Consider the following 25,180-nt stretch of genomic DNA (forward strand, 5'->3'; position numbering starts at 1 on the left):
TTCAGGGTTCTGCGCCAATTCAAAAATGATGGCGCGCCGCGCTAAGGCGTCAGCGCGGGGGATCGGCGATGATCGCGGCCGCCCTGTCGGCAAGGCTGACGCGATCGTTCGGATTCCTTTCCGCAGCATCCAACAGCAGTGTGCGGATCGGTGAGGAGGGACCTTCCTTAAGTGCGGTCAGCGCCACCATATTGGCGGCGATCGAGGCGATCTCCTCGCGGATCGCGCCATCGCGCCCGGTTGAGGCCTTTGCCTTTTCCAGCCGCTCGGCAAGGGCGGCACTGCGCGTGCGGACATCTTCGCCGATCTCAGACGTGACGACGGCGGTGTCGAGCGCGGATGCGACCGTGTCTTCGGCCGGCATTTCCGCCGGCAGGTCCGCCACCATCCCGGCAAGGCCGGCGTCGCGCAGCACCCGGTTGACCTTGCGGATTTCGGCGTTGGCGGCCTTCAACTGCTCCTTCAACTTGGTGATCTCCTGCTGGCGGCGCGCGACCAGGGTTTCCTTTTCGGTGGCGGAAGCGCTCTCGCGCGCGGCCTTATCCTCCAGACGGATTACCATATGCTGCTGCTGCGTCAGTTTCTGTTCGGCATCCTTGGCGCGCTTCTGCAGCAGGCTGACGTCCTGGCGCAGCGTGTCGCGTTCGTCGCGCAGCGCGTTGACACGGAATTTCAGGCTCTCCGCCTCGGTCTCGCGCGCGGCCAGGTCGATCCTCAGCCCATCGGCCTGTTCACCGAGCTTGCTCAGGCGCGTCCGCATCGTCGCCAGTTCGCTTTCCTTGTTGGCAGCGGACTGCTCGGCAATATGCAGGTTGGTCTTCAACTGGCTGATATAGTTCTCGTCCTTGCGCAGATGCGAGCGCTGGTCGGCTGCTTCGACATGCATCTCGCCGATCTGCGCCTGCAAATCGCCGATCTCGGCGGCAAGCCTGCCGGCGTCGACGGCGAGGGCGTCGTGGCGAAGCTGGAACGACAGGGATTTCTCGCGCTCACGCAGAAGGTCCTGGGTGGTGCGGGCATTTTCGGCGGCATAAAGCGCGCGCACCATGTCTTTCTGGGCGCGAACCTCTTGTGGGCTCAGCGGCATCGTCGCTTTCAGCCGGTTCTCTGTATACCAGACAATACGGCGGTGAACGGCCGGCGAGACCAGAAAGACGAGGAAGGCCGCGGTCAGGAAGCCCAATCCGAACAAAAGAGCATATTCGATCACGGCGCGGCCATCGGTAAGAAGGTTGATACGGGTCAGCCGCGATGATTAAGCAGGCATGACGCCCATGGCAAGGCCGCCGGTGGGGACGGCGGCAGATTCCGGCGGCTTTGCGGCCTCAGAAGGGGTTCCAGGTCGGCGCCTGGGTGATCTTGAGATAGCCGACGTTGACGCCGAGGCGGGCACCGACGCCGGTGCGGATCGGCACGACCAGCACATCGTTGCTCTTGAGCAGCGTCATGCCGAAGCCGGCGATGACATAGGCCGAGCCGCTGACGCCGCCGAAGCGGGCATAGATGCCGTTGATGGAGGGCAGGTCGTAGACCAGCATCATCACGCGCGAGCCCTGGCCGCCGTAATCGAGGCCGAGCGAGGGTCCCTGCCAGTAGAGATTATGTTCGCCAGCGTTCTTGGTGTTCAGCTGGCCTTCGCCATAGGTAAGGCCGGCGATGAAGGCGCCGCCGCCTTCTTGTCCGAGGATATAGCCGTTCGGCAGGCCGTATTTCTGGAAGGCACTCTCGACGACCTTGGCAAGTCCGCCGCTGGCGGAACCGAAGAAGGAGTGGCCGGCGTCAACGATTTCCTGCATCGTGTACTGGCCGTTGTCCTGGGCAGCGGCCGGTGCGGCAACCATCAGCGAGGAGAAGACGAGGGCCGAAAGCAACCTGCAGAAGCCGATGAATCGGTGCGGAAATCGAGGGCGCATTGTGTCATCCGTTCGTCGTTTGGCTAGGAGCGGGCAACCGCTCGCGGCGATTGGTGCATTTTGCGCCGATGATCTTAACAATCGGTTTACCAAATATGGTGTCATTATGGCATCGAGTACGATCGCAAACTTCGCGCAATTTTGATGAAGTATATTCCGGGCGCAATGAAATTGCCGCCCCTCAGGAGACGATGATGTCCAAGAACCCCAATCTCACCCTGTCCGGCCCGGATCTGGCCGCGCTTCTTTGCAGCCGCGTTTGCCACGATGTCATCTCGCCCGTCGGCGCGATCAATAACGGGCTGGAACTGCTGGACGAGGGCGGCGCCGATTCCGATGCGATGGACCTGATCCGCACCAGCGCCCTCAACGCGTCCGTCCGCCTGAAATTCGCACGCCTCGCCTTTGGTGCGTCGGGCTCCGTCGGCGCCTCGATCGACACGGGCGAGGCCGAACGCGCTGCCAAGGATTTTGCCGTCGCCGAGAAGAAGACCGAGGTGATCTGGAACGGACCGCGCGCCATCGTCGCCAAGAATCGTGTCAAACTGCTGCTCAACCTCTTCCTCGTTGCCTATTCTGCCATTCCGCGCGGCGGTGTACTCGAGGTAACGCTCGAAAATCCCGAATTCGATGCCAGGTTCAAGCTCACGGCCAAAGGCAAACTGATGCGCTTGCCGCCGAAATTCGTCGAGATATCGACCGGCACCATCGAGGAGGCGATCGACGCCCATTCGATCCAGCCCTATTACACAGTACTTCTGGCGCAAGAGTGCGGAATGACGCTCGATCACAGCGCCAGCGCAGACGAGCTGGTGTTCACGGCAGTGGCCGCGGTGGCCTGATTTCGGAGCGCGGACGCGTGTCGGCGCCCGTCCGGTAACGATTCGTTAGCCTGATGGACCTATTCTCCAGGGTTGTAAGAGGCCTCTTGCTGCGACGAATGCGGGGGCAAAGGAGCGGCCATGCAAAGGTTCATGATCACCGATAATTCGGACATCGTCCGCAAGGTCGGCAAGCGCATTCTCTCCGAACTCGATTTTCTCGTCAGCGAAGCCTCCAATGCCGGCGAGGCGCTGCAGCGCTGCCAGGCGGAGCTGCCGGAATATCTGATCGTCGATTCCGGCATGGAAGGCGCCCTCGATCTCATCGCCGCCATCCGCGCAATGGACGGCGGCAAAGAGGTCAAGATCTATTACTGCGTCGTCGAGGCGGATCTGAAGAAGCTGATGGCGGGCAAACGGGCCGGTGCGACCGACTTCCTGCTGAAGCCGTTCGATCGCAAGATCCTGACCGCGGTTTTCGGAAACCGCGCGATCGCCGCCTGACGCAGATCTTCCGCTCATATCGGTTGTCCCTCGAGCATCATGCCGAAAGTGCAAGTGCGTTCGGCCGTCGCCACGTCCTATTTTTTCTTAAACGAGACACGGAGGATCAGGCCTATCCAGCCTGAAATCTTCCGTCAGGGTGGCTTCTTATTTGCCCAGGGCAGAAACGAAAAATCCCGCCGGAAAGGCGGGATCTTCGTTTATCCGATAAGGGGGATCGGAAAAAATCAGGCGGTTTCTGCGTATTCGGCCCCATCCGGTTCGCGAAGAACGTAACCACGGCCCCAGACGGTCTCGATATAGTTGGCGCCGCCGGCAGCGTTGGCGAGCTTCTTGCGGAGCTTGCAGATGAAGACGTCGATGATCTTCAGTTCCGGCTCGTCCATGCCGCCGTAAAGGTGGTTCAGGAACATTTCCTTGGTGAGGGTGGTGCCCTTGCGGAGCGAAAGCAGCTCCAGCATCTGATATTCCTTGCCCGTCAGGTGGACGCGCTGGCCGCCGACTTCGACAGTCTTGGCGTCGAGGTTGACGATCAACTCGCCGGTCATGATGACCGACTGGGCATGGCCCTTGGAGCGGCGGACGATGGCGTGGATGCGAGCGACGAGCTCGTCCTTGTGGAACGGCTTGGTCATGTAGTCGTCGGCGCCGAAGCCGAGGCCACGAACCTTGTCTTCGATGCCGGCCATGCCCGACAGGATGAGGATCGGCGTCTTGACCTTGGACAACCGGAGAGTGCGAAGCACTTCATATCCGGACATGTCGGGCAGGTTCAGATCGAGAAGGATGATGTCATAATCATACAGCTTGCCCAGATCGACGCCTTCTTCACCGAGATCGGTGGTATAAACATTAAAACTCTCTGATTTCAGCATCAACTCGATGCTCTGCGCCGTCGCGCTGTCATCCTCGATTAGAAGTACCCGCATAATTATCCCCTTTACCGCCGCCGAAAGGTGGTCTGGCCCCCTACACGATACCGAACACGCTACGTGATTTGGAAGCTGCCACGAAATGGTTAACAAATTCTAATTCACTCTGGCAAGGAGTATCGAATTTATTAAATAATTTTTCCATTTCTCTGTTTTCCAATAGGAATCTCAAAAAGGCGTTCCTCAACTTTAACATTAGGAAACAGCGCTAAGTGATTCATCCGACTCGCCAATGAAAAGGTTCGAACTTCATGCCGTGGCATTTACCGACCCTTAAATCATAGGGCCTATCATTAACGATGCCCGTAAACGAAAGGTTACCAGCGGTAGGTATTTGTTAATATCGCAGGAAATTTTTTAGCAAACCGTGTCAAAGCGGCGCGCAGGGCGGTTTCAAGTTGAGCCGGGGTCTCGCATCACGGGAGTAATGCGTATGAAGTCGCGAGAAAGTCTCGTTCGCCTGAAGGAATTTCAGGTGAACGAAAAACGACGTCAGTTGCAGCAATTGCAAATGATGATGTCTGAATTCGAACGGATGACGAAGGATCTGGAGAGCCAGATCGTCGTCGAGGAAAAGAAGTCCGGTATTTCCGACCCGAATCACTTTGCTTATCCGACCTTCGCCAAGGCCGCGCGTCAGCGGGCCGATAACCTGCAGGTTTCGATCAAAGAATTGAAGATGCAGGAAGAGACGCTGGAAATGGCGCTCGAGGAGATGCAGGCGGAATATGCAAGGGCGACGGCGCTGGAAGAGCGTGACAGCGGCGCCCGAGCAAGGGCGTAAGAGAAAAACGGTGGGCGCCGGTTTCGGCGCCTGGGATCGCCGCTGAGAAGCCATGTATGACGGGCGCGCTGTCCGTCATACATGGCTTTTGGTGTTTTCGCCTCTCGGCGAGCGCCTCGGTGCAGCTCTCGCCGAAATCGAGGCTGTCACGCCGAAGGCGATTGAAGAAGCTACCTCCAAAGCGGGTCACATCGAGCGTGATTCACGCGACGCGAGTCATGACTTTTTATGCGCCGCCCCAAACCTGCAGCCTGTCTTTGAGCGACGCGCATTAGAGCGCCGTGCGTCCTTTCGGACGCGCAAAGGACGCTCCAACTCTTTCAATCCGCGCATCGTGCTTTCTGACAACCGATTTCGATTTTCGGGCAGATGCGCTAGTTCACGACATCCTTCCATTCCGGATGGCGTTGCGCCTGCGCCTTGAAGAAGGGGCAAAGCGGGATGATCTTCCACCCGCCGGTGCGGGCTGCTTCCACGGCGTGGAGCGCCAATGCCTGGCCGACACCCTTGCCGCGCAACGCATCGGGAACGGCCGTGTGATCGATGATGACGAGCTTCGGCGATGTGCGTGAATAGGTCATCTCCGCCTCGTGCCCGTCCACCTCGGCCGCATACCGGCCGCCGGAGGCGCCTTCCTCGTTTCGAATGTCCATTGTCTTTCCTCGTAACGGATAGTGTCGTCGCGGACCGTGACATGGCGGCGCGGTCGTGCCAAGCCGTGGAGGCAGTACAGGCAGGAGACGGAGTGTTCATGCAAAATATCGGATCGATACGAGGTTCAGGGCAATGAAGGCGCTTTCGATGATTCGCCCCGTGCTTCTCGTGGCCGCGCCGTTCTTCCTGGCGCTCGGTCTCGTGTTACCGCTGGTCCGTTTCGAGACGCTGTATTTCTTCGACGAGACGCCGTCCCTCATCGAAATCATCGTCTCGCTCTGGCAAGGCGGGGACGGGCTGCTGGCGGCGATCGTTGCACTGGTTTCGATCCTGCTCCCGTCTCTGAAGATGATCGGGATCGCCGCAGAAGCGACGGCCACCGGCGTTGGGGCCGGCAGCCTCTTCTATCGTCGTGTCGTACCGCATCTGTCCAAGTGGTCGATGATGGACGTGCTGCTGGTCGCGATCGTCATTGCGGCGGCGAAGACGACGGGGCTGGCGGATGCCTTCACGCAGCCAGGCCTCTGGTGCTATGCGGCCTCGTCAATGATTTCGGGCCTTCTTCATTCCCTGATGGGAGATGCGTCCGGCCCGAAATAGATGTCGTCGATGCTGGCGGGTGATCAGTGACGATATTGCTGAATGCGCGTGGTGCGCAGGCCGGCGAGACCGTGGCTGTTGATCGACGACTGCCAGGAGAGGAATTCTTCGACCGTGAGCGTATAACGCTCGCAGGCCTCTTCCAAGCTCAACAAGCCACCGCGAACAGCCGCGACAACCTCTGCCTTCCGGCGAATCACCCAGCGCCGCGTATTGGGCGGCGGAAGATCCGCGATCGTCAGGGGGCTGCCATCGGGGCCGATGACATATTTTACTCGGGGACGTATCATTTCGGTCATTGGACTCTCTACACAACGCAAGACCACGAACCCCACTCTAGCCTGCCACATTTAAAAATTGCCTAAACCCATCGTAAGACTTTGATAACAAATTTAGATGCCCTCGGGCCGCGGATTTGGGGCGGCCGCCTGCCGCTACGTCAATTTGTAGCGCCTGCATGGGAGCCATGCGGAATAAAGATTAGCTGATTTCCCGGGATGATCTTCTAAGCGCTGCAACAAAGGAATGAGCGCAAGACTTCGACTCCGCTCTTCCCGCTGCATCAGTCCAGTTTGCGCTTTTGACGCTTCGTGTCCTCGGGATGCGGGGCAGAAATCCGTCTCTGCTGATGCTCCGGCGCGAGCTTCTCGCCGCCGGCAGCGAGGCCGAGCCGAAGCTGGCCTTACGAGGATACGAAGATGGAAAGACCTGAGCGCGCAGTCGACGACTGCGCTGAGGATGCTGCATTTTCGCCTTCGAAGGCCGTGGGCGCCGGGGCTTCGTTTAACGACGGCAAGGAACGGCTCGGGGAGTGGCGAAGCTTGCGGGCTTCGATTTTTATCTGCTCTCGGTTTTCCCGCGCGGCGACCGTACGGCTTTCATCGAAAACCGGCTGATCAGGAACTGGCCGCTAAGCCTGGTCGGCTTTTACGAGGCCGCCGATCTCTTCTATTGCAGCAGACTGGTGACCGCGATGAAGCGGACGATCGTGCCGATCTTCTGCAAAGAGGGGTCGTTTGCGGGCAGCGCCGCCAATCAGGAAAACCGCAGACTCAACACGCTCTTTCAGCTGCACGGGCTGAAGAATACCTTCGCCTTCGCGCTTGCATGACGCTGACCTGAAACAATACATCTTCGCCTTCTCAGGCGACTGTCCTATGCCCACGCGGGAGCAGGCGATGGCGCTGCTTTACGGCTGCATGGAGCTTCTGGACAAGGTTTCGCGCAATGGCAACCCGGAAACGGTCCGTCGGAGACGCTCACCCGGCGCGAAATCGAATGCCTGCGACGCCGCCTGATTCCTTAAATCGGAATCGACTTAAGGAATCAGGCGGCAATTCAAAGTGCTACAGCGTCCTTGCGCGTCTAAAAAGACGCGCGGCGCTGTAGTCGGCTGCCGGCAAGAGCAGCGACGAGATCGCGATCGTTCTCGATCTCTCGTCGCATACGGTGGCAGGTTATCTGAAGAGCGCGATGCGCAAACTCGATTCGGCCAACCGCATGCAGGCGGTCGCCAGAGCATTCCGGTGCCGGATGCTCTAAAGCGCGTGGCATCGCGCTTTAGGTTTTTGTTTTATGCATGTCGGTTTCGCAAAACCGCTGCACACTTTTCGGCGACATGCACAAGGCAGCCGGTCTCTTCTCACAAAGCTTAAAGCTTAGAAGCCTTTTCCGCGGGTCAGCTCCGACACGACGGTTCCGAAAATGATGCGCATGTCCATCACGATCGAAAAATTCCCGACGTAATAGAGATCGCTGGCGATGCGGGCGCGCGCCTTGGCCGGACGATCGGTCGGGCCGCGCAAGCCGCGCATCTGGGCAAGACCCGTCATGCCGGGGCGCATCGCATGGCGCTGATGGTATTCCGGTACGAGCTCTTCGTAGAGCATGCCGCCGGCGCGCATGCCGATTGCATGGCAACGCGGGCCGACGACCGACATGTGGCCCAGCAACACGTTCAGCAGCTGCGGCAACTCATCGACATTCGTGCGGCGCAGGATGGCGCCGATGCGAGTTATGCGCGGATCGTTCTTCACCGTCTGGGCAACACCGGAGACGTCGCAGAGGTCGGTGCGCATGGAACGGAACTTGTAGACCTTGATGGCCTTGCAGTTCTTGCCCCAGCGGGTCTGCTTGAAGAGCACCGGTCCCGGGCTGTCGAGCTTGATCAGCAGGGCGACGAACAGAAGGAACGGGGCGAGGACGAGGAGGGCGCTCAACGACGAAAAAATGTCGAACGCCCGCTTCAGGACCAGATCCACCAACGGCGCCTGCGGCGCATCGCTATGGATAACAGGGGTCTGGATCTTCAGGCTCGGCTGCTGGCGGCGGCTCGGCCGGAAGGAGTCTGTCGAAATGCTGTTGTTTAGTTCCGTGATGCTCAAGGATCGTACTCTGTTGTCTTCGAGGGGGGCGCGGCGGCAATAGGCGATCAATGGTTAACCCTGTCACCAGGGCTGCACTCAGGTCTTGGTAACCCTACTAAAACGGAAAAATGCGACAATTGTGTAATGGTGTCCAGAGAAATATCGCATCGCAGCAAATCTTTCGCATGTGCGTTAAGTTGAGGCAAGCTCATGATATTTCGTTAAGAATTGGAATTTTGTCAAAGTTTCTAGGCCTTTGGCAGGGCTTCACAGGGGGGTGGCGACGTGCCGTTTCGACACGTGACCCAGGTCTCTTAAGCATATTTCTTAACGGAACACGGGGCGAAATTTTTCTGATGAAGATATCGATCACTATCGAAGCCGTGCCGAAATGTGACAAAATCAAGGCAGGATTGATGGCGCGCAGCGTCTTGAAAAGATGCAGGGCAAGGAATTTGCGGCCCGAATCGCTCAGTGAGGCCCGATAACGCGAATCACTCCACAGCTGGAGAGGGGATCGTGGATGCGCTTTACGGAGGGACGCTTGCGCAGTTGAGGCGCGCATGCCCGAGGCCGGTCGCGGATTGTCGCGACAGGTCTGAGCTCATGGTTACGATGCAGAGAATCGCGCCGCTTGCCGGTATTCAACGATCCTAAGGATGGTCACGCCGGTTCGAGGACGCGTTTCCTGCCGCCCCAGGAGATGAAGTTCGGGTTGGCGAAGTCGAAATCGGCCGCCGTTCCCGTCTTGCCATAGGTCAGCGGCGTTCCGTCCAGCGTCACCGTCGAACCGCCGGCGGCGCGCAGCACCGCATCGCCGGCCGCGGTGTCCCATTCCATCGTGCGGGTGAAACGCGGGTAGACGTCGGCCTTGCCTTCGGCCAGCAGACAGAATTTCAGCGAGGAGCCGATATTGGTGCATTTGAAGATCGCGTGGTCGGCGAGGAAGCTTCCGGTCTCCGGGCTGTTGTGGCGAAGGCTTGCAAGCGCCAGCCTGTCGTCAGGCTGTTCGCGCACAGTGATTGTGCTGCGTGCACCAACCGTGAAATCGTCCGCGACGACAAGCCTTTCGGCGTGGCCGCGTTCTCCCGAGAAGGCAAGTCCGAGCGCTGGCGCGTAGACGATGCCCGCCACCGGGGCGCCGTTGTCGATATAGGCGATGTTGACGGTGAATTCCTGCCGTCCGTCGACGAACTCGCGGGTACCGTCGAGAGGGTCGACAAGAAAGAAGCCACGGCCGGCAATGTCGGGCACTTTTCCGGCGGCGACCGATTCTTCCGCCACGACGGGTATTTCGGGATAATCTCTGGCGAGATGAGCGAGGATGATGCGTTCAGCCTCCTCGTCGGCGACCGTGACCGGACTGGCATCCGCCTTCATGGCGACGGGGAAGCCTTCGCGCAAGACCGTGATGATGGCCCTGCCGGCTTCGAGTGCCGCCTTTTCAAATGTCCTCAGCATTGTCCTTTTGCCGTTCGCCACGCGGCGAGCACCCCGTTGTCGCTCGTCCGCAAACCATCCCTATTACAACCAGATACTTAAGTTATATGGTGTTCCCCGTCATGCTCTGCATCCCTCAATGCACAGCTTGACGATGCTACCATAAGTTTTCGGCCTTGTCAGACGAAGATGGGGCATTGTTCGTGAAATGGCATTCGTCAAAGAGGCTGCCTTGGGGTCTGAATTTGCTCCATCTCCCAATTCTGTGGAATAGCTTACGCAGCAAGCGGGGCAGGAAATCGACGGCGATATCTCCGTATGGTTAAGCCAGTGGCAGTTTCTGGCTAAAAATAGGCCCTGCTCTGCCGTTTTTCTGTGGATTTTGGTTCAAAACGCGCCAGTTAGGCCTGTTCTGACAAGAATCTGTCGGAGTAAATCCTTTTTGTCTTCACATTTCCAACGAAACCGCTATGCATTCGGCCTATGAGGTTCTCTGAAACGGAGAACTGAAGAACCAAAAAGAGATGCAGCGTGTTTCGCTCGCATCCAGGGGAAAACGACATATGGAGTATTTCGTCCAGCAGCTCTTAAATGGGCTGACGCTCGGATCCATCTATGGCCTTGTGGCTATTGGCTATACGATGGTTTACGGCATTATCGGCATGATCAATTTCGCCCATGGCGACATTTTCATGCTCGGTGGTTTCGCCGCTCTTATCGTCTTCCTCGTCCTCACATCCATCTTCGCAGGTCTCCCGGTGGCAGTTCTGCTGCTGGCGATGCTTGTCGTCGCGATGTTGATGACGAGCTTGTGGAACTGGACGATTGAGCGCGTCGCATACCGTCCCCTGCGCGGTTCCTTCCGCCTGGCGCCGCTGATTACCGCGATCGGCATGTCGATCACGCTGTCCAATTTCATCCAGGTGACGCAGGGTCCACGCAACAAGCCGATTCCGCCGATGGTGAGCTCGGTCTACCAGTTCGGCAACATTTCGGTGTCGCTGAAACAGATCATCATCATCGTGATCACGGCAGTGCTGCTCACGATCTTCTGGTACATCGTCAATCGTACCGCACTCGGCCGTGCCCAGCGCGCCACTGAGCAGGATCGCAAGATGGCAGCGCTGCTCGGCGTCAACGTCGACCAGACGATCTCGATCACTTTCGTTATGGGTGCGGCACTCGCAGCCGTCGCCGGCACGATGTACCTGATGTATTATGGCGTCGCCTCGTTTAACGACGGCTTCACGCCCGGTGTGAAGGCCTTCACGGCAGCCGTTCTCGGCGGTATCGGTTCGTTACCCGGCGCCGTCTTCGGCGGCCTCCTTATCGGCCTTATCGAGTCGCTGTGGTCGGCATACTTCACCATCGCCTATAAGGACGTCGCGACCTTTGCGATCCTGGCTTTCGTGTTGATCTTCAAGCCGACCGGCATCCTCGGGCGGCCGGAAGTCGAGAAGGTATAACGTCATGGCAAACATCGAAAATTCTGCAGGCAAGCCCGATGCCGGACTTGTCCGCAAAGGCCTTACCGAAGCTCTTTTCGCCGCCGTCCTGTCGTTCGGCATGTTCGTTCTCTATGTCGGCCTCAAGACTGACCAGAACATCAGCAACGAGCTGATCATTGTCCAGCGCTGGGGCCTGCTTGCGATCTTCGTCGCGGTCGCCGCCATCGGCCGCTTCGCCACGGTGGTTTTCCTGCGGCCGCATCTCGATAGCCGCAAGCTGGCAAAGTCGAGACAGGGCGAACTCGACATCTCAACCGAGAAGAGCTTCTTCCACCGGCATTTCCTGAAGATCGCGCTGATCGCGCTGCTGCTTTATCCCATGGTGGTGGTGGCGTTCAAAGGCCCTCAGGGCTCGCTGACATATGTCGACAATTTCGGCATCCAGATCCTGATCTATGTAATGCTCGCCTGGGGGCTGAACATCGTCGTCGGCCTCGCCGGCCTGCTCGACCTCGGTTATGTCGCCTTCTATGCTGTTGGCGCTTATTCCTACGCGCTGCTTTCGAGCTATTTCGGCCTGTCCTTCTGGGTGCTGCTGCCGCTTTCGGGCATCTTCGCGGCACTCTGGGGCGTCATTCTCGGCTTCCCGGTGCTGCGCCTGCGCGGCGATTACCTGGCCATCGTGACGCTTGCCTTCGGTGAAATCATTCGTCTCGTCCTCATCAACTGGACTGAAGTGACGAAGGGCACTTTCGGTATCTCGAGCATCCCGAAGGCAACACTCTTCGGCATTCCCTTCGATGCGACGGCCGGCGGCTTTGCCAAGCTCTTTCACCTGCCGATCTCCTCGGCCTATTACAAGATCTTCCTCTTTTACCTGATCCTGGCGCTCTGCATGCTGACGGCCTATGTCACCATCCGGCTGCGCCGCATGCCGATCGGACGCGCCTGGGAAGCCTTGCGCGAAGACGAGATCGCCTGCCGTTCGCTCGGCATCAACACGGTCACGACCAAGCTCACCGCCTTTGCGACGGGCGCGATGTTTGCCGGTTTCGCCGGCTCGTTCTTCGCCGCCCGCCAGGGCTTCGTCTCGCCGGAATCCTTCGTCTTCCTGGAATCGGCCGTCATTCTCGCTATCGTCGTTCTCGGCGGCATGGGTTCGTTGACCGGCATCGCGATTGCCGCCATCGTCATGGTCGGCGGCACCGAGTTGTTGCGCAGCATGGACTTCCTAAAACTCATCTTTGGACCCGATTTTACGCCGGAACTCTACCGCATGTTGATCTTCGGCCTCGCCATGGTCGTCGTCATGCTGTTCAAGCCGCGCGGCTTCGTCGGCTCGCGTGAGCCGACAGCCTTCCTCAGAGAGCGCAAGGCGATATCCGGAAGCTTCATCAAGGAGGGCCATGGTTGATGAGCCCCGTAACGAATACGATGTCTGATGACACTTTGCTCAAGGTCGAACACCTGTCGATGAAGTTCGGCGGCCTGATGGCCATCAACGACTTCTCCTTTGAAGCCAAGCGTGGCGATATCACCGCGCTGATCGGGCCGAACGGTGCTGGCAAGACCACCGTCTTCAACTGCATCACCGGCTTCTACAAGCCGACGATGGGCATGATCACGTTCAACCAGAAGAGCGGCAAGCAATACCTGCTGGAGCGCCTGCCGGACTTTCGCATCACGAGGGAAGCCAAGGTCGCACGCACCTTCCAGAACATCCGGCTGTTCTCCGGCCTGACCGTTCTCGAAAACCTGCTGGTTGCCCAGCACAACAAGCTGATGAAGGCATCGGGTTATACGATCCTCGGCCTCATCGGTGTCGGCCCCTATAAGCGGGAAGCGGCCGGGGCGATCGAGCTTGCCCGTTTCTGGCTTGAGAAGGCCGACCTGATCGACCGCGCCGACGACCCCGCCGGCGACCTGCCCTACGGCGCCCAGCGGCGTCTCGAAATTGCCCGCGCCATGTGCACTGGCCCCGAGCTGCTTTGCCTGGATGAACCGGCTGCCGGCCTCAACCCCCGGGAATCGGCAACGCTCAACGCGCTGCTGAAGAGCATTCGCGCCGAAACAGGAACGTCGATCCTGCTGATCGAGCACGACATGTCGGTGGTCATGGAAATCTCCGACCACGTCGTCGTCCTCGAATATGGTCAGAAGATTTCCGATGGCACGCCGGATCACGTGAAGAACGATCCGAGGGTTATCGCGGCCTATCTCGGTGTCGAGGATGAAGAAGTGGAAGAGGTGATCGCAGCCGTCGAGCAGCTCGAAGGAGGCGCAAACTGATGGGCGATGAAGTAATGACCGGTCAACCGCTCCTTCAGGTCAACAGCGTCGAAACCTATTACGGCAATATCCGCGCGCTGGCCGGCGTCGATGTCCACGTCAACAAGGGCGAGATCGTCAGCCTGATCGGCGCCAATGGCGCCGGCAAGTCGACACTGATGATGACGATCTGCGGCAGCCCGCAGGCCCGCACCGGTTCGGTGGTCTTCGAGGGCCGCGACATCACCCGCATGCCGACGCATGAAATTGCCCGTCTACGCATTGCACAGTCGCCAGAAGGCCGCCGCATCTTCCCGCGCATGACGGTTCTGGAAAATCTTCAGATGGGCGCAGGCCTCGACAATCTGAAACACTTCGCCGAAGACGTCGAGAAGATCTTCACGCTCTTCCCGCGTCTCAAGGAACGTCACGCCCAGCGCGGCGGAACGCTTTCGGGCGGTGAGCAGCAGATGCTGTCGATCGGCCGCGCGCTGATGGCGCGCCCGAAGTTGCTGCTTCTCGACGAACCCTCGCTCGGTCTTGCGCCGCTGATCGTCAAGGGCATCTTCGAGGCGATCAAGAAGCTCAACGAGGCGGAGGGGCTGACCGTTTTCCTCGTCGAGCAGAACGCGTTCGCCGCCCTCAGGCTTTCTCACCGCGCCTACGTGATGGTGAACGGCAAGGTGACGATGAGCGGCTCCGGCAAGGAGCTTCTTGCCAATCCCGAGGTCCGCGCCGCCTATCTCGAAGGCGGAAGACACTAGGTCGAAAGGAGAGTTTGACATGCAGGGACTTTTCTTCGAAGCGGATGTCGGCCCCCTTGTGGCGATCCGTGTCATCGTCTTGCTCTTAGGCTTCTGGACGGCCTGGCGCGCCGGCAAAGCGGTTGCCGAGGGCTGGAGCGACTATCCGCTGGTCATCGTCTATACATTTCTGCTCGCCTGGGCGATGCAGTTCCTGCATCATGCCCTGTTCAATGGGCCAATGCTTAGCACCTTCTACTATATCCTCGATTTCGTGACGCTGCTGGTCTTCTCGACGGCCGGCTTCCGCCACCGCCGCACCAATCAGATGGTTAACAACTATTACTGGCTGTACGAAAAGACTTCCGCGTTTTCGTGGAAGGACAAACATTGACAGTCCGTTGAAACTAGGCATGAATTGCCTTCCGAGTGGAACAGCTTTCCTGGCGCAGTCAATGGTGGGTAGTGCGCTGGGCCTTGGACCGGAACCCGCCCAAAAATTGGGAGTAATAATATGAAGAAGTCTCTTCTGTCGGCAGTGGCTCTGACGGCGATGCTCGCCTTCAGCGGCAACGCGTGGGCCGACGTTCTCATCGCTGTCGCTGGTCCGCTGACTGGTCCGAACGCCGCGTTCGGCGCTCAGCTCCAGAAGGGTGCTGAACAGGCGGCCGCCGACATCAACGCTGCTGGCGGCATTAACGGCGAGCAGATCAAGATCGAACTCGGCGACGACGTCTCCGACCCGAAGCAGGGCATTTCGGTTGCCAACAAGTTCGCTGCTGACGGCGTCAAGTTCGTCATCGGCCACTTCAACTCGGGCGTTTCGATTCCGGCTTCGGAAGTCTATGCCGAAAACGGCATCCTCGAAATCACCCCGGCCGCGACGAACCCGACCTTCACGGAACGGGGCCTCTGGAACACGTTCCGCACCTGCGGCCGTGACGACCAGCAGGGTGCCATCGCCGGCAAGTATCTTGCCGATCACTTCAAGGACGCCAAGATCGCTGTCGTTCACGACAAGACCCCCTACGGTCAGGGCCTTGCCGACGAAACCAAGAAGGCTATGAACGCCGCCGGCGTGACGGAAGTCATTTACGAAGGCATCAATGTCGGCGACAAGGACTTCTCGGCCCTCATCGCCAAGATGAAGGAAGCCGGCGTCTCGATCATCTATTGGGGTGGTCTGCACACCGAAGCCGGTCTCATCATCCGCCAGGCGGCTGACCAGGGCCTGAAGGCGACGCTGGTTTCGGGCGACGGTATCGTTTCGAACGAACTGGCCTCGATCGCTGGCGACGCCGTCGCCGGTACGCTGAACACCTTCGGCCCCGATCCGACGGCGAACCCTGCGAACAAGGAACTCGTCGAAAAGTTCAAGGCCGCTGGTTTCAATCCGGAAGCCTACACGCTCTATTCCTACGCTGCGATGCAGACGATTGCCGGGGCCGCCAAGGCTGCCGGCTCGCTGGATCCTGAGGCCGTTGCCAAGGCTATGAAGGAAAAGGGCCCGTTCCCGACCGTTCTCGGCGACATTTCGTTCGATGAAAAGGGCGATCCGAAGATCCCCGGCTACATCATGTACGAATGGAAGAAGGGTCCGGACGGCAAGTACAGCTACTTCCCGCAGGGCATGTAAGCTTCGCTCCCCTTTATGGGACATGATTATCGAAGCCCGGTTCCGACCGGGCTTCTTTCTTTTTGCGGACGTTTCAATTTTCGCCTGGCTGGTCTAACTCTTGGCATCGTTTTGAAGCGTTGAGTGGAACCGTCATGTCCAAACCCCGCATTCTCGTCACCCGGCGCTGGCCAGCCACGGTGGAAGCCGTCCTTGCCGAACGTTTCGACGTGACGTTCAATCCTGACGATATTCCGCTCGGTGAAAACGAGCTAAGGCTGGCGCTCTCGACTTATGATGCCGTATTGCCGACGGTTTCCGATCGGTTGCCCGCCGCTGTCTTCGACGGCGTGCCTGTTGTCACCAAGATCCTTGGCAATTTCGGCGTCGGCTACAATCACATCGATATATCCGCTGCCAGGGAGAGAGGCATTGCGGTCACAAACACGCCGGGCGTGCTGACCGACTGCACGGCCGATATCGCCATGTTGCTGCTGCTCTCCGTTGCCCGGCGCGGCGGTGAGGGCGAGCGGCAGGTACGCGCTGGTGCATGGAAGGGCTGGTGCCCGACGCATATGGTCGGCGCCAAGGTGACCGGGAAGACGGTCGGCATCATCGGTTTCGGCCGAATCGGCAAGGCCTTCGCGCAACGCTGCCATTTCGGCTTCGGCATGGACGTGGTGTTCTTCAACCGTTCGCCGGTCGATCCACCGGAGGCGGCGCGTTACGGCGCGCGGCAGCTGCCGACGATCGAGGCCGTGCTGGCGGTGGCCGATTTCGTCTCGCTGCATTGCCCCGGTGGAGCGGAGAACCGACACCTGATAAATGCGGCACGGCTTACGGCGATGAAGCCGGGCGCCTTTCTCATCAATACGGCGCGTGGCGACGTGGTGGATGAGGCGGCGCTGATTGCAGCGCTCAAGGCGGACACAATCCGCGGCGCCGGGCTTGACGTCTACGAGGCGGAACCTGATGTGCCGGAGGCGCTGCGGCGGATGGAGAACGTCATGGTGCTGCCGCATCTCGGCAGCGCCACGGAAGAGACGCGGACCGCCATGGGCATGAAGGTGGTCGACAACGTGGCGGCGTTTTTCGAGGGCAGGGATGTGCCGGATCGGGTGGTTTAGCGACCAGCCGCCAACGCCATCTCACATCTCGTGCAGCACATGCGTGGCCTTCACGGCGGCTGAGGCACGGTTCTCGACGCCGAGCTTCACATAAATCTGTTCGAGGTGCTTGTTCACCGTTCGCGCCGACAGTCCCAATATTTCGCCGATGTCGCGGTTGGCCTTGCCCTTGGCAATCCAGAGCAGCACTTCGGATTCGCGCTGGGTGAGCGAAAACCGCTGGCGCAGCACCGCGTCGTCGCTGCGCTGATTGGCGGCAGTGAGGCGGAAGAGATATTCGTCAGGGCCGATTGCGCCGAGGAAGGCGAGCTGCAGCGCCGCTTGGCCGGCATGGGCAACGGAGATGATGCCGTCGCGCACCGCGGCGACGCGGTCGCGCATCCAGTCGGCGATATGGTGGACGACGATTTCCATGCCGTCGTCGCTGCCCATGGCCGCATTGACCAGCCGTGTGGCTTGCGGCGTTGACCAGTGGATGGCACCGTCGCCCTTGACAGCAAGCAGATGGCGGCCGGCCGCGTCCAGCGCGATGCGGGCGCTTTGGGCCGAGCGAGCGTTGCGCAGATGGACACGGATGCGGGCGCGCAGTTCATCGATGTTGATTGGCTTGCTGAGATAATCGACGCCGCCGGATTCCAGCGCGTGCACGACATGCTCGGTCTCGGTCAGGCCGGTCATGAAGATGACAGGCACCTGTGCCACCGCGGCATTCGCCTTCAGCCGACGGCAGGTCTCGAAGCCGTCCATGGCGGGCATCACCGCGTCGAGCAGGATGATATCGGGCGTGATGCGCTCGACGATACCAAGTGCGGCCGTGCCCGACGTGGCGATCAGCACCGAGAAGCCGGATTGTTCGAGTGCGTCGGTCAAGAAGCCGAGTGCTTCGGCCGAGTCGTCGACGAGCAGAACGATGTCGCGGGGGAGGGCCGGCTCAGGCAATGGGTTCCACCTTTTCGTCGAAGTCGTGCAGGAAGGTCATGAAGCCGGCAAGATCGAAGGCGGCGACATAGGCGCGAAGTTCCTCTGTGAATGGCTGATTTGCCTCCACCTTGGCAAGGTCGGAAAGCTTGGCTTCGATACCTCTGATATAGCCGATCTCGCCGAGCCGCAGCAATTCCTGGATATGGGCAGCGCCTGGGCTCAGCATCGGCGCTTCGATCTTAACAGGAACGGCTGGCGCGGCATCGGCAAAGATCCATTTCAGGCCAAGATGCAGGGCGAGCTTGTCGCGCAGCTGGCGGATGTCGACCGGTTTGCCGATCGCATCGTTATGGCTGTCGTCACTGTCGCTGAGAACCGCTGCATCACCAATATTGGCCGAAAGCATCAGCACTGGCGCCGTCTGACCGGCCTCGCGCAGACGCGAGACGAGCTGCCAGCCGTTCATGCCGGGCATCAGGATATCGACAAGGAAGAGGTCCGGTATGATGCCCTCGATCAGCGTCAGGCATTCGCCGCCGCCTGCCGCCGTCAGCACGATGAAATCGAGCGGCGCCAGGATTTCGCGCATCATCTCGCGGTGGTCCTCGTTATCGTCGACGACCACGACCGTGCGGCGCGGGCCGTCGTAACCGACAATGCGCTTTTCTTGCGGTGCGGCGGCCACGGCGCGCATGACGCCGGACAGCATCAGCCGGACCCGGAAGGTCGAGCCTTCGTCCTTCACGCTCGAGACCGAAATCTCGCCGCCGAGCGTGTTGGTCAGAAGCCGGGTGATGGTGAGGCCGAGGCCAAGCCCCGGCATTGGCCGCACGCTTTCGGCCTCGCCGCGCTGGAAGGGTTCGTAGATGCGGGTCAGGTCTTTCTCCGTGATGCCGCGGCCGGTGTCAGTGACGGTGAAGGTCGCGACTTGGCTGCGATAGCCGACATCGAAGGTGACGCTGCCTTCGTCGGTGAACTTGATGGCATTGGAGAGCAGGTTGACCAGGATCTGGCGCAGGCGCTTTTCGTCGGTACGGACGAACTGCGGCAAGGCCGGCGAGCGCTCATGGATGAAGGTGAGCCCCTTTGCCTGCGCCTGCGGGCGGAACATATCGACGATCTGGTCGAGGAAATCCTGGATGTTGATCTCGTTGGAATAGACCTGCAGGCGGCCGGCCTCGATCTTGGAAATATCGAGCAGGCCGTCGATCAGCCCGGAGAGGTGTTCGGCGCTGCGGCGAATGACCTTGATCGAGGATTGGCGCGGCGCCGGGATGGTCTCGTCACGTTCGAGGATCTGGGCGTAGCCGAGTACGGCGTTCAGCGGCGTGCGCAGCTCATGGCTGAGCCCGACGACGTAGCGGCTCTTGGCGCGGTTGGCGGCCTCGGCCGTCTCCTTGGCGTTCTGCAGGGCGGCGTCGGTCTTCTTGTGGGCGGCGATTTCCTTGAGCAGCAGCGTGTTCTGGCGCGAGGATTCCTCCTCGGCAACGACGCGGCTGTCATGGGCGAGCACATAGAACCAGCAGACAACGCCTGAGATTACCGAGAAGACGAAGAAGACGATGAAGATGGTGCGGTTGACGACTTCGGCGGTCGCGGGTGAGGCGGAGGCGACCTGATGGGCGATCATCGCCAGGATCGCGCCGATGGCCGTCAATGCGAGCACGACGGCGATGCCGTAGCGGCCGAGGCGCGTCGTCAGCTTCCCCAGAATGGTTTCCGGCAGCAGCGCCTTGGCGACGGTGCCGACCTGCGCGTTGAAACGGGCGGCGGGCTTGCACATATCGTGGCAGCGGCTGTCGAGCGAACAGCAGAGCGAGCAGATCGGCGCGGCGTAGGCCGGGCACCAGGCCATGTCCTCCGGCTCGAACGGGTGTTCGCAGACCGAGCAGGTAATGCTCGTCAGGTTCTTCCAGCTCTGGCGCGGCTTGCGGGCGAGGTAGAACTTGCCCTTCGTCGCCCAGGCGATGACAGGCGAGGCGATTAGGGCGATGACGAGGGTGATGTAGGGGGCGAGCGAGGCGGCGATGTCGCCGAAGGCACCGAAATGGGCGATCAGCGACACCGTCGCCGACAGCGTCATGGCGCCGAGGCCGACCGGGTTGATGTCGTAGAGGTGGGCGCGCTTGAACTCGATGCCGGGGGGAGCAAGGCCCAGCGGCTTGTTGATGAAGAGATCGGCGGAGATCGTGCAGAGCCAGGCCATTGCGATGATCGAGAAGATGCCGAGCGTCTCCTCCAGCAGCCGGTAAATGCCGAGTTCCATCAAAAGCAGGGCGATTGCGACGTTGAAGACCAACCAGATGACGCGGCCGGGATGGCTGTGGGTCAGCCGCGAGAAGAAGTTCGACCAGGCGAGGGAGCCTGCATAGGCATTCATCACGTTGATCTTCAGCTGCGAGACGACGACGAAGGCAGCCATCAACAGCAGCGCCGCATTGTGCCAGGGGACCATGTAGCCGAAGGCGGTCAGATACATCTGCGCCGGGTCGGCGGCGCGATCGAGGGGCACACCCGAGGTGAAGGTCAGCACGACCAGGAATGAACCGGCAAGCAGCTTCGGGGCGCCGATGATGACCCAGCCGGGCCCGGCGAGAAAGATCGCCAGGCGATGGCGCCACTTGCGCTGTGGATCCGGCGGCAGGAAGCGCAGGAAGTCGGCCTGTTCGCCGATCTGCGACATCAGCGCCAGGATGACGGCAGAAGCAGCGCCGAACTCCACCAGATCGAATTCGGCGACGGTGCCGGGCGGACCGGAGGCATGGCGGATGCCGGCAAAGGCGCGCCAGAGATCGAATTTTTCCCAGTCCAGCAAGGCGATGAAGATGAAGGGTAGGATATTCAGCACGATCCAGAAGGGCTGGGTCATCAGCTGAAACTTGCTGATCAGCCGCACGCCGTGCGTCACCAGCGGGATCACCATGACGGCGCTGATGATGTAGCCGATCCAGAGCGGGATCCCGAGGGTAAGCTCCAGCGCCCCCGACATGATCGAAGCCTCGATCGCAAACAGCATGAAGGTGAAGCTTGCATAGATCAGCGAGGTGATGGTCGAGCCGATATAGCCGAAGCCCGCGCCACGCGTCAGAAGATCGATGTCGACACCGTGGCGGATGGCGTAGCGGCTGATCGGCAGGCCGATCGCCAGCATGGCGACCGAGGCGACGATAATGGCGTAAAAGGCGTTGGTGGTGCCGTAGGAGAGAGTGATCGCGCCGCCGATTGCCTCCAGCGCCAGGAAGGAGATCGCGCCGATCGCCGTCTGCGAGATGCGCTGCGAGGAGAAATGGCGAGCGCTCTTTGCGGTGAAGCGCAACGCGTAATCTTCCAGCGTCTGGTTGGCGACCCAGCGATTGTATTCGCGTCTCACCGGAATGATGCGTTGGCGCGCTGCCATGTCTTCCTTTCCGGCATTCCGGTTGGGCTCATCGTCTCTCTGGCAGTTTTGGCGGGATGGTTGGGAAAGGCAAGAGGCGGGCACCGACTGGTTCACAGAATGGCAATATATTTGCAATTGATCCGTCACGTAAGAGCTCTAACTCTCCCGGCGTTCGTTCAACCATTTCGGGTATCACCATGTCTGTTTTAAGCCTCTGCCGCCTGAGCACCGCCCTCGTCTGCCTTCTTTCGATCGTGCCATCGCTTGCCAGCGCCGAGCAGGCCACGGCGGCCAAAGTTCCTTATGTGGAGGCCGGAAACACCAACAAGCGTGGTGACGCCTGCTTCTCGACGGCAGACACCAACGCCGCCGTTCACCTTCTCTCCGGCTTCCTTGAAATCTGGACTCCGCGCACGCCTTTCGTCGATGCGGGTGTCGAGGCCCCGGCCAAGGACAATTGCCCGGCTGTCGCCAAGACGGATTGGGACGGTATTCCCGCCAGCAAGACCGACGGCCATATCGTCAACCAGGCTGTCCATGATGCGAACATCGCCTATGTCGTCAATGCGACGCGGGCGCGGACGGCCGATCAAGCGGTGGCCGCCTATCTCGACGATCGGCGCGGCAAGAATGCCAGCATTGTCGATGGTCTCGGTCCGCTGACGGATGCCTGGAAGGCCGGTTCGAAGCAGACCACCACGATCACCGCGGTGGCGGCCGACGCGACGACGGTCAAATATGACGACAAGGGCAACAATCGCGGCGCCGGCAGCAAGCCGGACGCGGAAAACAAGACCGATGCCAACCCCGACATGGGCCTTGCAATCGACTTCATCAACGCCGCAAGCGGTGACGGTTCGACGGAACCGGCCAAGCGCTATTTCAAATATGGCCGTCCCTACCGCTGGAGCCAGGACGTATCGGTCGTCCCGACGCTGGAGCCCGCCAAGAGCGGCAAGCCGGTCGAGGACGGCGGTTTCCCCAGCGGGCATACGGCGGAAGCCTGGCGGGATGCGCTCGCCATGGCCTATCTCGTGCCGCAGCGCTTTCAGGAAATGATCACACGCGCCAGCGAACTGGGTGAAGACCGCATCCTTGCCGGCATGCATTCTCCTCTCGACGTGATGGGCGGCCGGATGCTCGGCACCGCTACGGTCGTCTACAATCTGAACAAGGCCGACAATGCGGCGCTGAAGAGCGATGCTTACGCCCAAGCGCAGGCATGGCTTATCGCCAAGTCAGGCGTTGCGGATGCAGGTGCGCTCGAGGTCGCTGCCCACGCGGCACCGCTTGCCGCAGACCGTTTCGCCGATCATGACGCCAACCGAGCCTACGTGCTGCAGCGCTTGAGCTACGGCCTGCCGACGATCCATGCGACCGATCAGCCGGCGCGGGTGCCGCAGGGCGCTGAAGCGCTTCTCGAAACGCGTCTGCCCTATCTGGACGGCGAGCAGCGCCGCGACGTGCTGAAGACGACGGAGATCGCCTCCGGCTACCCGCTCCTCGACGATGTGGAAGGTTACGGCCGTCTCAACCTGTTTGCCGCCGCCGACGGTTACGCTGCGTTCGAACAGGACGTGACCGTGACGATGGACGCGGCAAAGGGCGGGTTCAATTCGATCGACACCTGGCGGAACCACATTACCGGCAAGGGCAGGTTGGTGAAGCGCGGCAACGGCATCCTCGGGCTTTCAGGCGCCAACAGCTATGCCGGCGGCACCGTGCTGGAAGAGGGCGCGCTGGTGGCCTTGTCGCCGTCGGCCTTCGGTCGTGGCGAGCTGACGGTCAATGGCGGCTCGCTCGTTCTGGCGGCCGACAAGCCTTTGACCGTGAGCGGTGACTATCAGCAACTCGCCAATGCCACGGCGAAGTCGGCGCTCGGCGAAAACGGCGCGGGCACGCTGGTTGTCGAAGGCAAGGCAGTGCTGGCCGGCGACCTCGACGTGACGATTGCCGATGGCTATGCCCCAACGCCCGGAACGAAGATCGAAATCCTGAAGGCGAGTGCCGTGACTGGCACCTTCGGCAAGTTCACGGTTTCCGGCCACAAGGCGACCCTCTCCTACGGCCCGACATCAGTCACTTTGACGATCGACGGATAAATTCCGGTATCGAGACAGGGCATCTCCCGCCGCGGGGATGCCCTTCCTTCCCTGGTCTGCCTGTTTGACCCCCGCGCCTACGTCATTTTGCGTATGTGTTTTTGCGCTGCAGCGCCCGATAGTCCCTTAAGCAACAGTTAATCTCCGTTTCCGGCCTGTTGCGGAACAAGAAGAGGGGCTCAACCAGATGAATCTCAGAACTACTATTACGGGCGCTGCACTCGGCGCCGTCATGGCGGCCTCGGCTGCCTTCAGCGGTGCGGTTGCCGCCGACGACACGATCAAGGTCGGCATTCTGCACTCGCTTTCCGGCACCATGGCCATCTCCGAGACCACGCTCAAGGACGCCATGCTGATGCTCATCGACGAGCAGAACAAGAAGGGCGGCCTTCTCGGCAAGAAGCTTGAGGCCGTCGTCGTCGACCCGGCTTCCGACTGGCCGCTGTTTGCCGAAAAGGCTCGTGAGTTGATCCAGAAGGACAAGGTTGCCGCAGTCTTCGGTTGCTGGACGTCCTCGTCGCGCAAGTCCGTTCTGCCGGTTTTCGAAGAGACCAATTCGATCCTCTTCTACCCGGTCCAGTATGAAGGCGAAGAGTCCTCGCGCAACATCTTCTACACCGGTGCTGCTCCGAACCAGCAGGCCATTCCTGCTGTCGACTACCTGATGGAAAAAGAGGGCGTCAAGCGCTTCGTTCTCGAAGGTACGGACTACGTTTATCCGCGCACGACCAACAAGATTCTCGAGGCATATCTGATTTCGAAGGGTATTCCGAAAGAAGATATCATGACCAACTACACGCCGTTCGGCTTCTCCGACTGGCAGACCGAAGTTTCCAAGATCAAGGAATTCGGTTCGGCCGGCAAGAAGACCGCCGTCGTCTCGACGATCAACGGCGATGCCAACGTTCCCTTCTACAAGGAACTGGGGAACAAGGGCATCAAGGCAACCGACATTCCCGTCGTCGCCTTCTCGGTCGGCGAAGAAGAGCTTGCCGGTCTCGACACCAAGCCGCTCGTCGGCCATCTCGCTGCCTGGAACTACTTCGAGTCGGTCGAAAGCTCTGCCAACAAGAAGTTCATCAAGGACTGGCACGCTTTCACCAAGAACGACAAGCGCGTGACGAACGACCCGATGGAAGCCGCCTATATCGGTTTCAACGCATGGGTTAAGGCCGTCCAGGCTGCCGGCACGACCGACACCGACAAGGTTCTCGACACCATCATCGGCGTCAGCGTTCCGAACCTCTCCGGCGGTTATGCGACCGTCATGCCGAACCACCACATCACCAAACCGGTGCTGATCGGTGAAATTCAGGCCGACGGCCAGTTCGAAATCGTCCAGCAGACACCTGCCGTCGTCGGTGACGAATGGTCGGATTACCTGCCTGATTCCAAGGACCTGATCTCCGATTGGCGCAAGCCGATGTCCTGCGGCAACTTCAACGTTGCTACGGGCAAGTGCGGTGGCAAGGGTTCCTGAGTACGGCCCCGATCCAATGATTGCCTGAAGGCTTCCGTCCGGGTTTGATCCCGGGCGGAAGCTCCGTCCCAGCGATTGCGCCG

Annotated in this window: 25 protein-coding genes; 16 read left to right on the forward strand and 9 right to left on the reverse strand. The window is 60.2% G+C overall.

The genetic code is table 11. From position 1 onward, the window contains the following. Positions 1–49 precede the first annotated feature (49 nt). Both BS629_RS15415 and BS629_RS15420 read right to left on the reverse strand, forming a co-directional pair. Entirely contained in the window at positions 50–1,210 is a 1,161-nt protein-coding gene (locus tag BS629_RS15415; RefSeq protein ID WP_018243314.1) for a coiled-coil domain-containing protein, read from the reverse strand. Between the two features lie 115 nt (positions 1,211–1,325). Continuing rightward, complete coding sequence (locus BS629_RS15420; protein ID WP_018243313.1) at positions 1,326–1,913, reverse strand: DUF1134 domain-containing protein; 588 nt, start codon at positions 1,911–1,913, stop codon at positions 1,326–1,328. A gap of 194 nt (positions 1,914–2,107) precedes the next feature. Between BS629_RS15420 and chpT the strand changes: the two genes are divergently transcribed. After that, positions 2,108–2,755: a histidine phosphotransferase ChpT gene (gene chpT, locus BS629_RS15425; RefSeq protein ID WP_018446891.1), complete on the forward strand. Its 648-nt coding sequence runs from the start codon at positions 2,108–2,110 to the stop codon at positions 2,753–2,755. 120 nt (positions 2,756–2,875) lie between these two features. Next, on the forward strand, positions 2,876–3,238 hold the full coding sequence (locus BS629_RS15430; RefSeq protein ID WP_010069020.1) for a response regulator: 363 nt from the start codon (positions 2,876–2,878) through the stop codon (positions 3,236–3,238). 227 nt (positions 3,239–3,465) lie between these two features. Here BS629_RS15430 and ctrA read toward each other — a convergent pair whose 3' ends face one another. Beyond that, positions 3,466–4,167, reverse strand: a complete 702-nt coding sequence (ctrA, locus tag BS629_RS15435; RefSeq protein ID WP_003542362.1) for a response regulator transcription factor CtrA — start codon at positions 4,165–4,167, stop codon at positions 3,466–3,468. A 436-nt stretch (positions 4,168–4,603) separates the two neighbouring features. On the opposite strand from ctrA, the gene BS629_RS15440 reads away from it, so the two are divergent. Next, a complete protein-coding gene (locus BS629_RS15440) occupies positions 4,604–4,954 on the forward strand; it encodes a hypothetical protein (RefSeq protein WP_026188505.1) in 351 nt (116 codons plus the stop codon). A 374-nt stretch (positions 4,955–5,328) separates the two neighbouring features. Here the strand turns inward: BS629_RS15440 and BS629_RS15445 are convergent, their stop codons facing one another. Continuing rightward, the gene (locus BS629_RS15445) at positions 5,329–5,607 is read right to left on the reverse strand and encodes a GNAT family N-acetyltransferase (RefSeq protein ID WP_018243310.1); all 279 of its coding nucleotides are present in this window, start codon (positions 5,605–5,607) and stop codon (positions 5,329–5,331) included. 55 nt (positions 5,608–5,662) lie between these two features. Between BS629_RS15445 and BS629_RS15450 the strand changes: the two genes are divergently transcribed. After that, positions 5,663–6,208: a paraquat-inducible protein A gene (locus BS629_RS15450; protein ID WP_026188504.1), complete on the forward strand. Its 546-nt coding sequence runs from the start codon at positions 5,663–5,665 to the stop codon at positions 6,206–6,208. Positions 6,209–6,231: 23 nt separating this feature from the next. Here the strand turns inward: BS629_RS15450 and sciP are convergent, their stop codons facing one another. Beyond that, positions 6,232–6,507 (reverse strand): CtrA inhibitor SciP, encoded by a 276-nt coding sequence (gene sciP / locus BS629_RS15455; RefSeq protein WP_007533628.1) that lies wholly within the window; start codon positions 6,505–6,507, stop codon positions 6,232–6,234. A gap of 512 nt (positions 6,508–7,019) precedes the next feature. Between sciP and BS629_RS39750 the strand changes: the two genes are divergently transcribed. The 3 genes from BS629_RS39750 (at position 7,020) to BS629_RS40515 (ending at position 7,750) form a co-directional block, all read left to right on the forward strand. Beyond that, complete coding sequence (locus tag BS629_RS39750; protein ID WP_245268240.1) at positions 7,020–7,319, forward strand: hypothetical protein; 300 nt, start codon at positions 7,020–7,022, stop codon at positions 7,317–7,319. Positions 7,320–7,365: 46 nt separating this feature from the next. Next, positions 7,366–7,506 carry a hypothetical protein gene (locus BS629_RS39755; protein ID WP_245268239.1) on the forward strand — a complete coding sequence of 47 codons (141 nt, stop codon included), beginning with the start codon at positions 7,366–7,368 and terminating at the stop codon, positions 7,504–7,506. A gap of 151 nt (positions 7,507–7,657) precedes the next feature. Beyond that, positions 7,658–7,750, forward strand: a complete 93-nt coding sequence (locus BS629_RS40515; protein WP_370090421.1) for a hypothetical protein — start codon at positions 7,658–7,660, stop codon at positions 7,748–7,750. Between the two features lie 116 nt (positions 7,751–7,866). On the opposite strand, the gene BS629_RS15465 is transcribed toward BS629_RS40515, so the two are convergent. After that, positions 7,867–8,592 (reverse strand): sugar transferase, encoded by a 726-nt coding sequence (locus BS629_RS15465; RefSeq protein ID WP_018243308.1) that lies wholly within the window; start codon positions 8,590–8,592, stop codon positions 7,867–7,869. Positions 8,593–9,237: 645 nt separating this feature from the next. Further along, positions 9,238–10,035 carry a 3'(2'),5'-bisphosphate nucleotidase CysQ gene (gene cysQ, locus BS629_RS15470; protein WP_018243307.1) on the reverse strand — a complete coding sequence of 266 codons (798 nt, stop codon included), beginning with the start codon at positions 10,033–10,035 and terminating at the stop codon, positions 9,238–9,240. A gap of 542 nt (positions 10,036–10,577) precedes the next feature. On the opposite strand from cysQ, the gene BS629_RS15480 reads away from it, so the two are divergent. The 7 genes from BS629_RS15480 to BS629_RS15510 all read left to right on the forward strand — a co-directional run bounded on the left by BS629_RS15480 (position 10,578) and on the right by BS629_RS15510 (position 17,215). Next, entirely contained in the window at positions 10,578–11,480 is a 903-nt protein-coding gene (locus BS629_RS15480) for a branched-chain amino acid ABC transporter permease (protein WP_017965841.1), read from the forward strand. 4 nt (positions 11,481–11,484) lie between these two features. Then, the gene (livM, locus tag BS629_RS15485) at positions 11,485–12,876 is read left to right on the forward strand and encodes a high-affinity branched-chain amino acid ABC transporter permease LivM (RefSeq protein ID WP_018243306.1); all 1,392 of its coding nucleotides are present in this window, start codon (positions 11,485–11,487) and stop codon (positions 12,874–12,876) included. Beyond that, a complete protein-coding gene (locus BS629_RS15490) occupies positions 12,876–13,751 on the forward strand; it encodes an ABC transporter ATP-binding protein (RefSeq protein WP_018446887.1) in 876 nt (291 codons plus the stop codon). The genes livM and BS629_RS15490 overlap by 1 nt, the downstream gene beginning before the upstream one ends. Continuing rightward, positions 13,751–14,494, forward strand: coding sequence for an ABC transporter ATP-binding protein (locus BS629_RS15495; RefSeq protein WP_018243304.1), 744 nt, complete (start codon positions 13,751–13,753; stop codon positions 14,492–14,494). Before BS629_RS15490 ends, BS629_RS15495 begins: the two co-directional genes overlap by 1 nt. Positions 14,495–14,513: 19 nt before the next feature. Next, the gene (locus tag BS629_RS15500) at positions 14,514–14,867 is read left to right on the forward strand and encodes a DUF6867 family protein (RefSeq protein ID WP_018243303.1); all 354 of its coding nucleotides are present in this window, start codon (positions 14,514–14,516) and stop codon (positions 14,865–14,867) included. A 120-nt stretch (positions 14,868–14,987) separates the two neighbouring features. Beyond that, complete coding sequence (locus tag BS629_RS15505; protein ID WP_018243302.1) at positions 14,988–16,109, forward strand: branched-chain amino acid ABC transporter substrate-binding protein; 1,122 nt, start codon at positions 14,988–14,990, stop codon at positions 16,107–16,109. A gap of 134 nt (positions 16,110–16,243) precedes the next feature. Continuing rightward, positions 16,244–17,215 (forward strand): 2-hydroxyacid dehydrogenase, encoded by a 972-nt coding sequence (locus tag BS629_RS15510; RefSeq protein WP_018243301.1) that lies wholly within the window; start codon positions 16,244–16,246, stop codon positions 17,213–17,215. 21 nt (positions 17,216–17,236) lie between these two features. Here BS629_RS15510 and BS629_RS15515 read toward each other — a convergent pair whose 3' ends face one another. Both BS629_RS15515 and BS629_RS15520 read right to left on the reverse strand, forming a co-directional pair. Next, positions 17,237–18,154, reverse strand: a complete 918-nt coding sequence (locus BS629_RS15515) for a response regulator transcription factor (protein ID WP_018243300.1) — start codon at positions 18,152–18,154, stop codon at positions 17,237–17,239. Next, positions 18,147–21,533, reverse strand: a complete 3,387-nt coding sequence (locus tag BS629_RS15520; protein WP_018243299.1) for a hybrid sensor histidine kinase/response regulator — start codon at positions 21,531–21,533, stop codon at positions 18,147–18,149. The genes BS629_RS15515 and BS629_RS15520 overlap by 8 nt, the downstream gene beginning before the upstream one ends. A gap of 179 nt (positions 21,534–21,712) precedes the next feature. Here BS629_RS15520 and BS629_RS15525 point away from each other — a divergent pair, with 179 nt between their 5' ends. Both BS629_RS15525 and urtA read left to right on the forward strand, forming a co-directional pair. Beyond that, the gene (locus tag BS629_RS15525; RefSeq protein ID WP_026188503.1) at positions 21,713–23,617 is read left to right on the forward strand and encodes an acid phosphatase; all 1,905 of its coding nucleotides are present in this window, start codon (positions 21,713–21,715) and stop codon (positions 23,615–23,617) included. 187 nt (positions 23,618–23,804) lie between these two features. Beyond that, the gene (gene urtA / locus BS629_RS15530) at positions 23,805–25,097 is read left to right on the forward strand and encodes an urea ABC transporter substrate-binding protein (protein WP_018243297.1); all 1,293 of its coding nucleotides are present in this window, start codon (positions 23,805–23,807) and stop codon (positions 25,095–25,097) included. Positions 25,098–25,180: the final 83 nt, after the last annotated feature.

This window comes from Rhizobium leguminosarum bv. viciae USDA 2370 (assembly GCF_002008365.1).
GTDB classification, from domain to species: Bacteria; Pseudomonadota; Alphaproteobacteria; order Rhizobiales; family Rhizobiaceae; genus Rhizobium; species Rhizobium leguminosarum.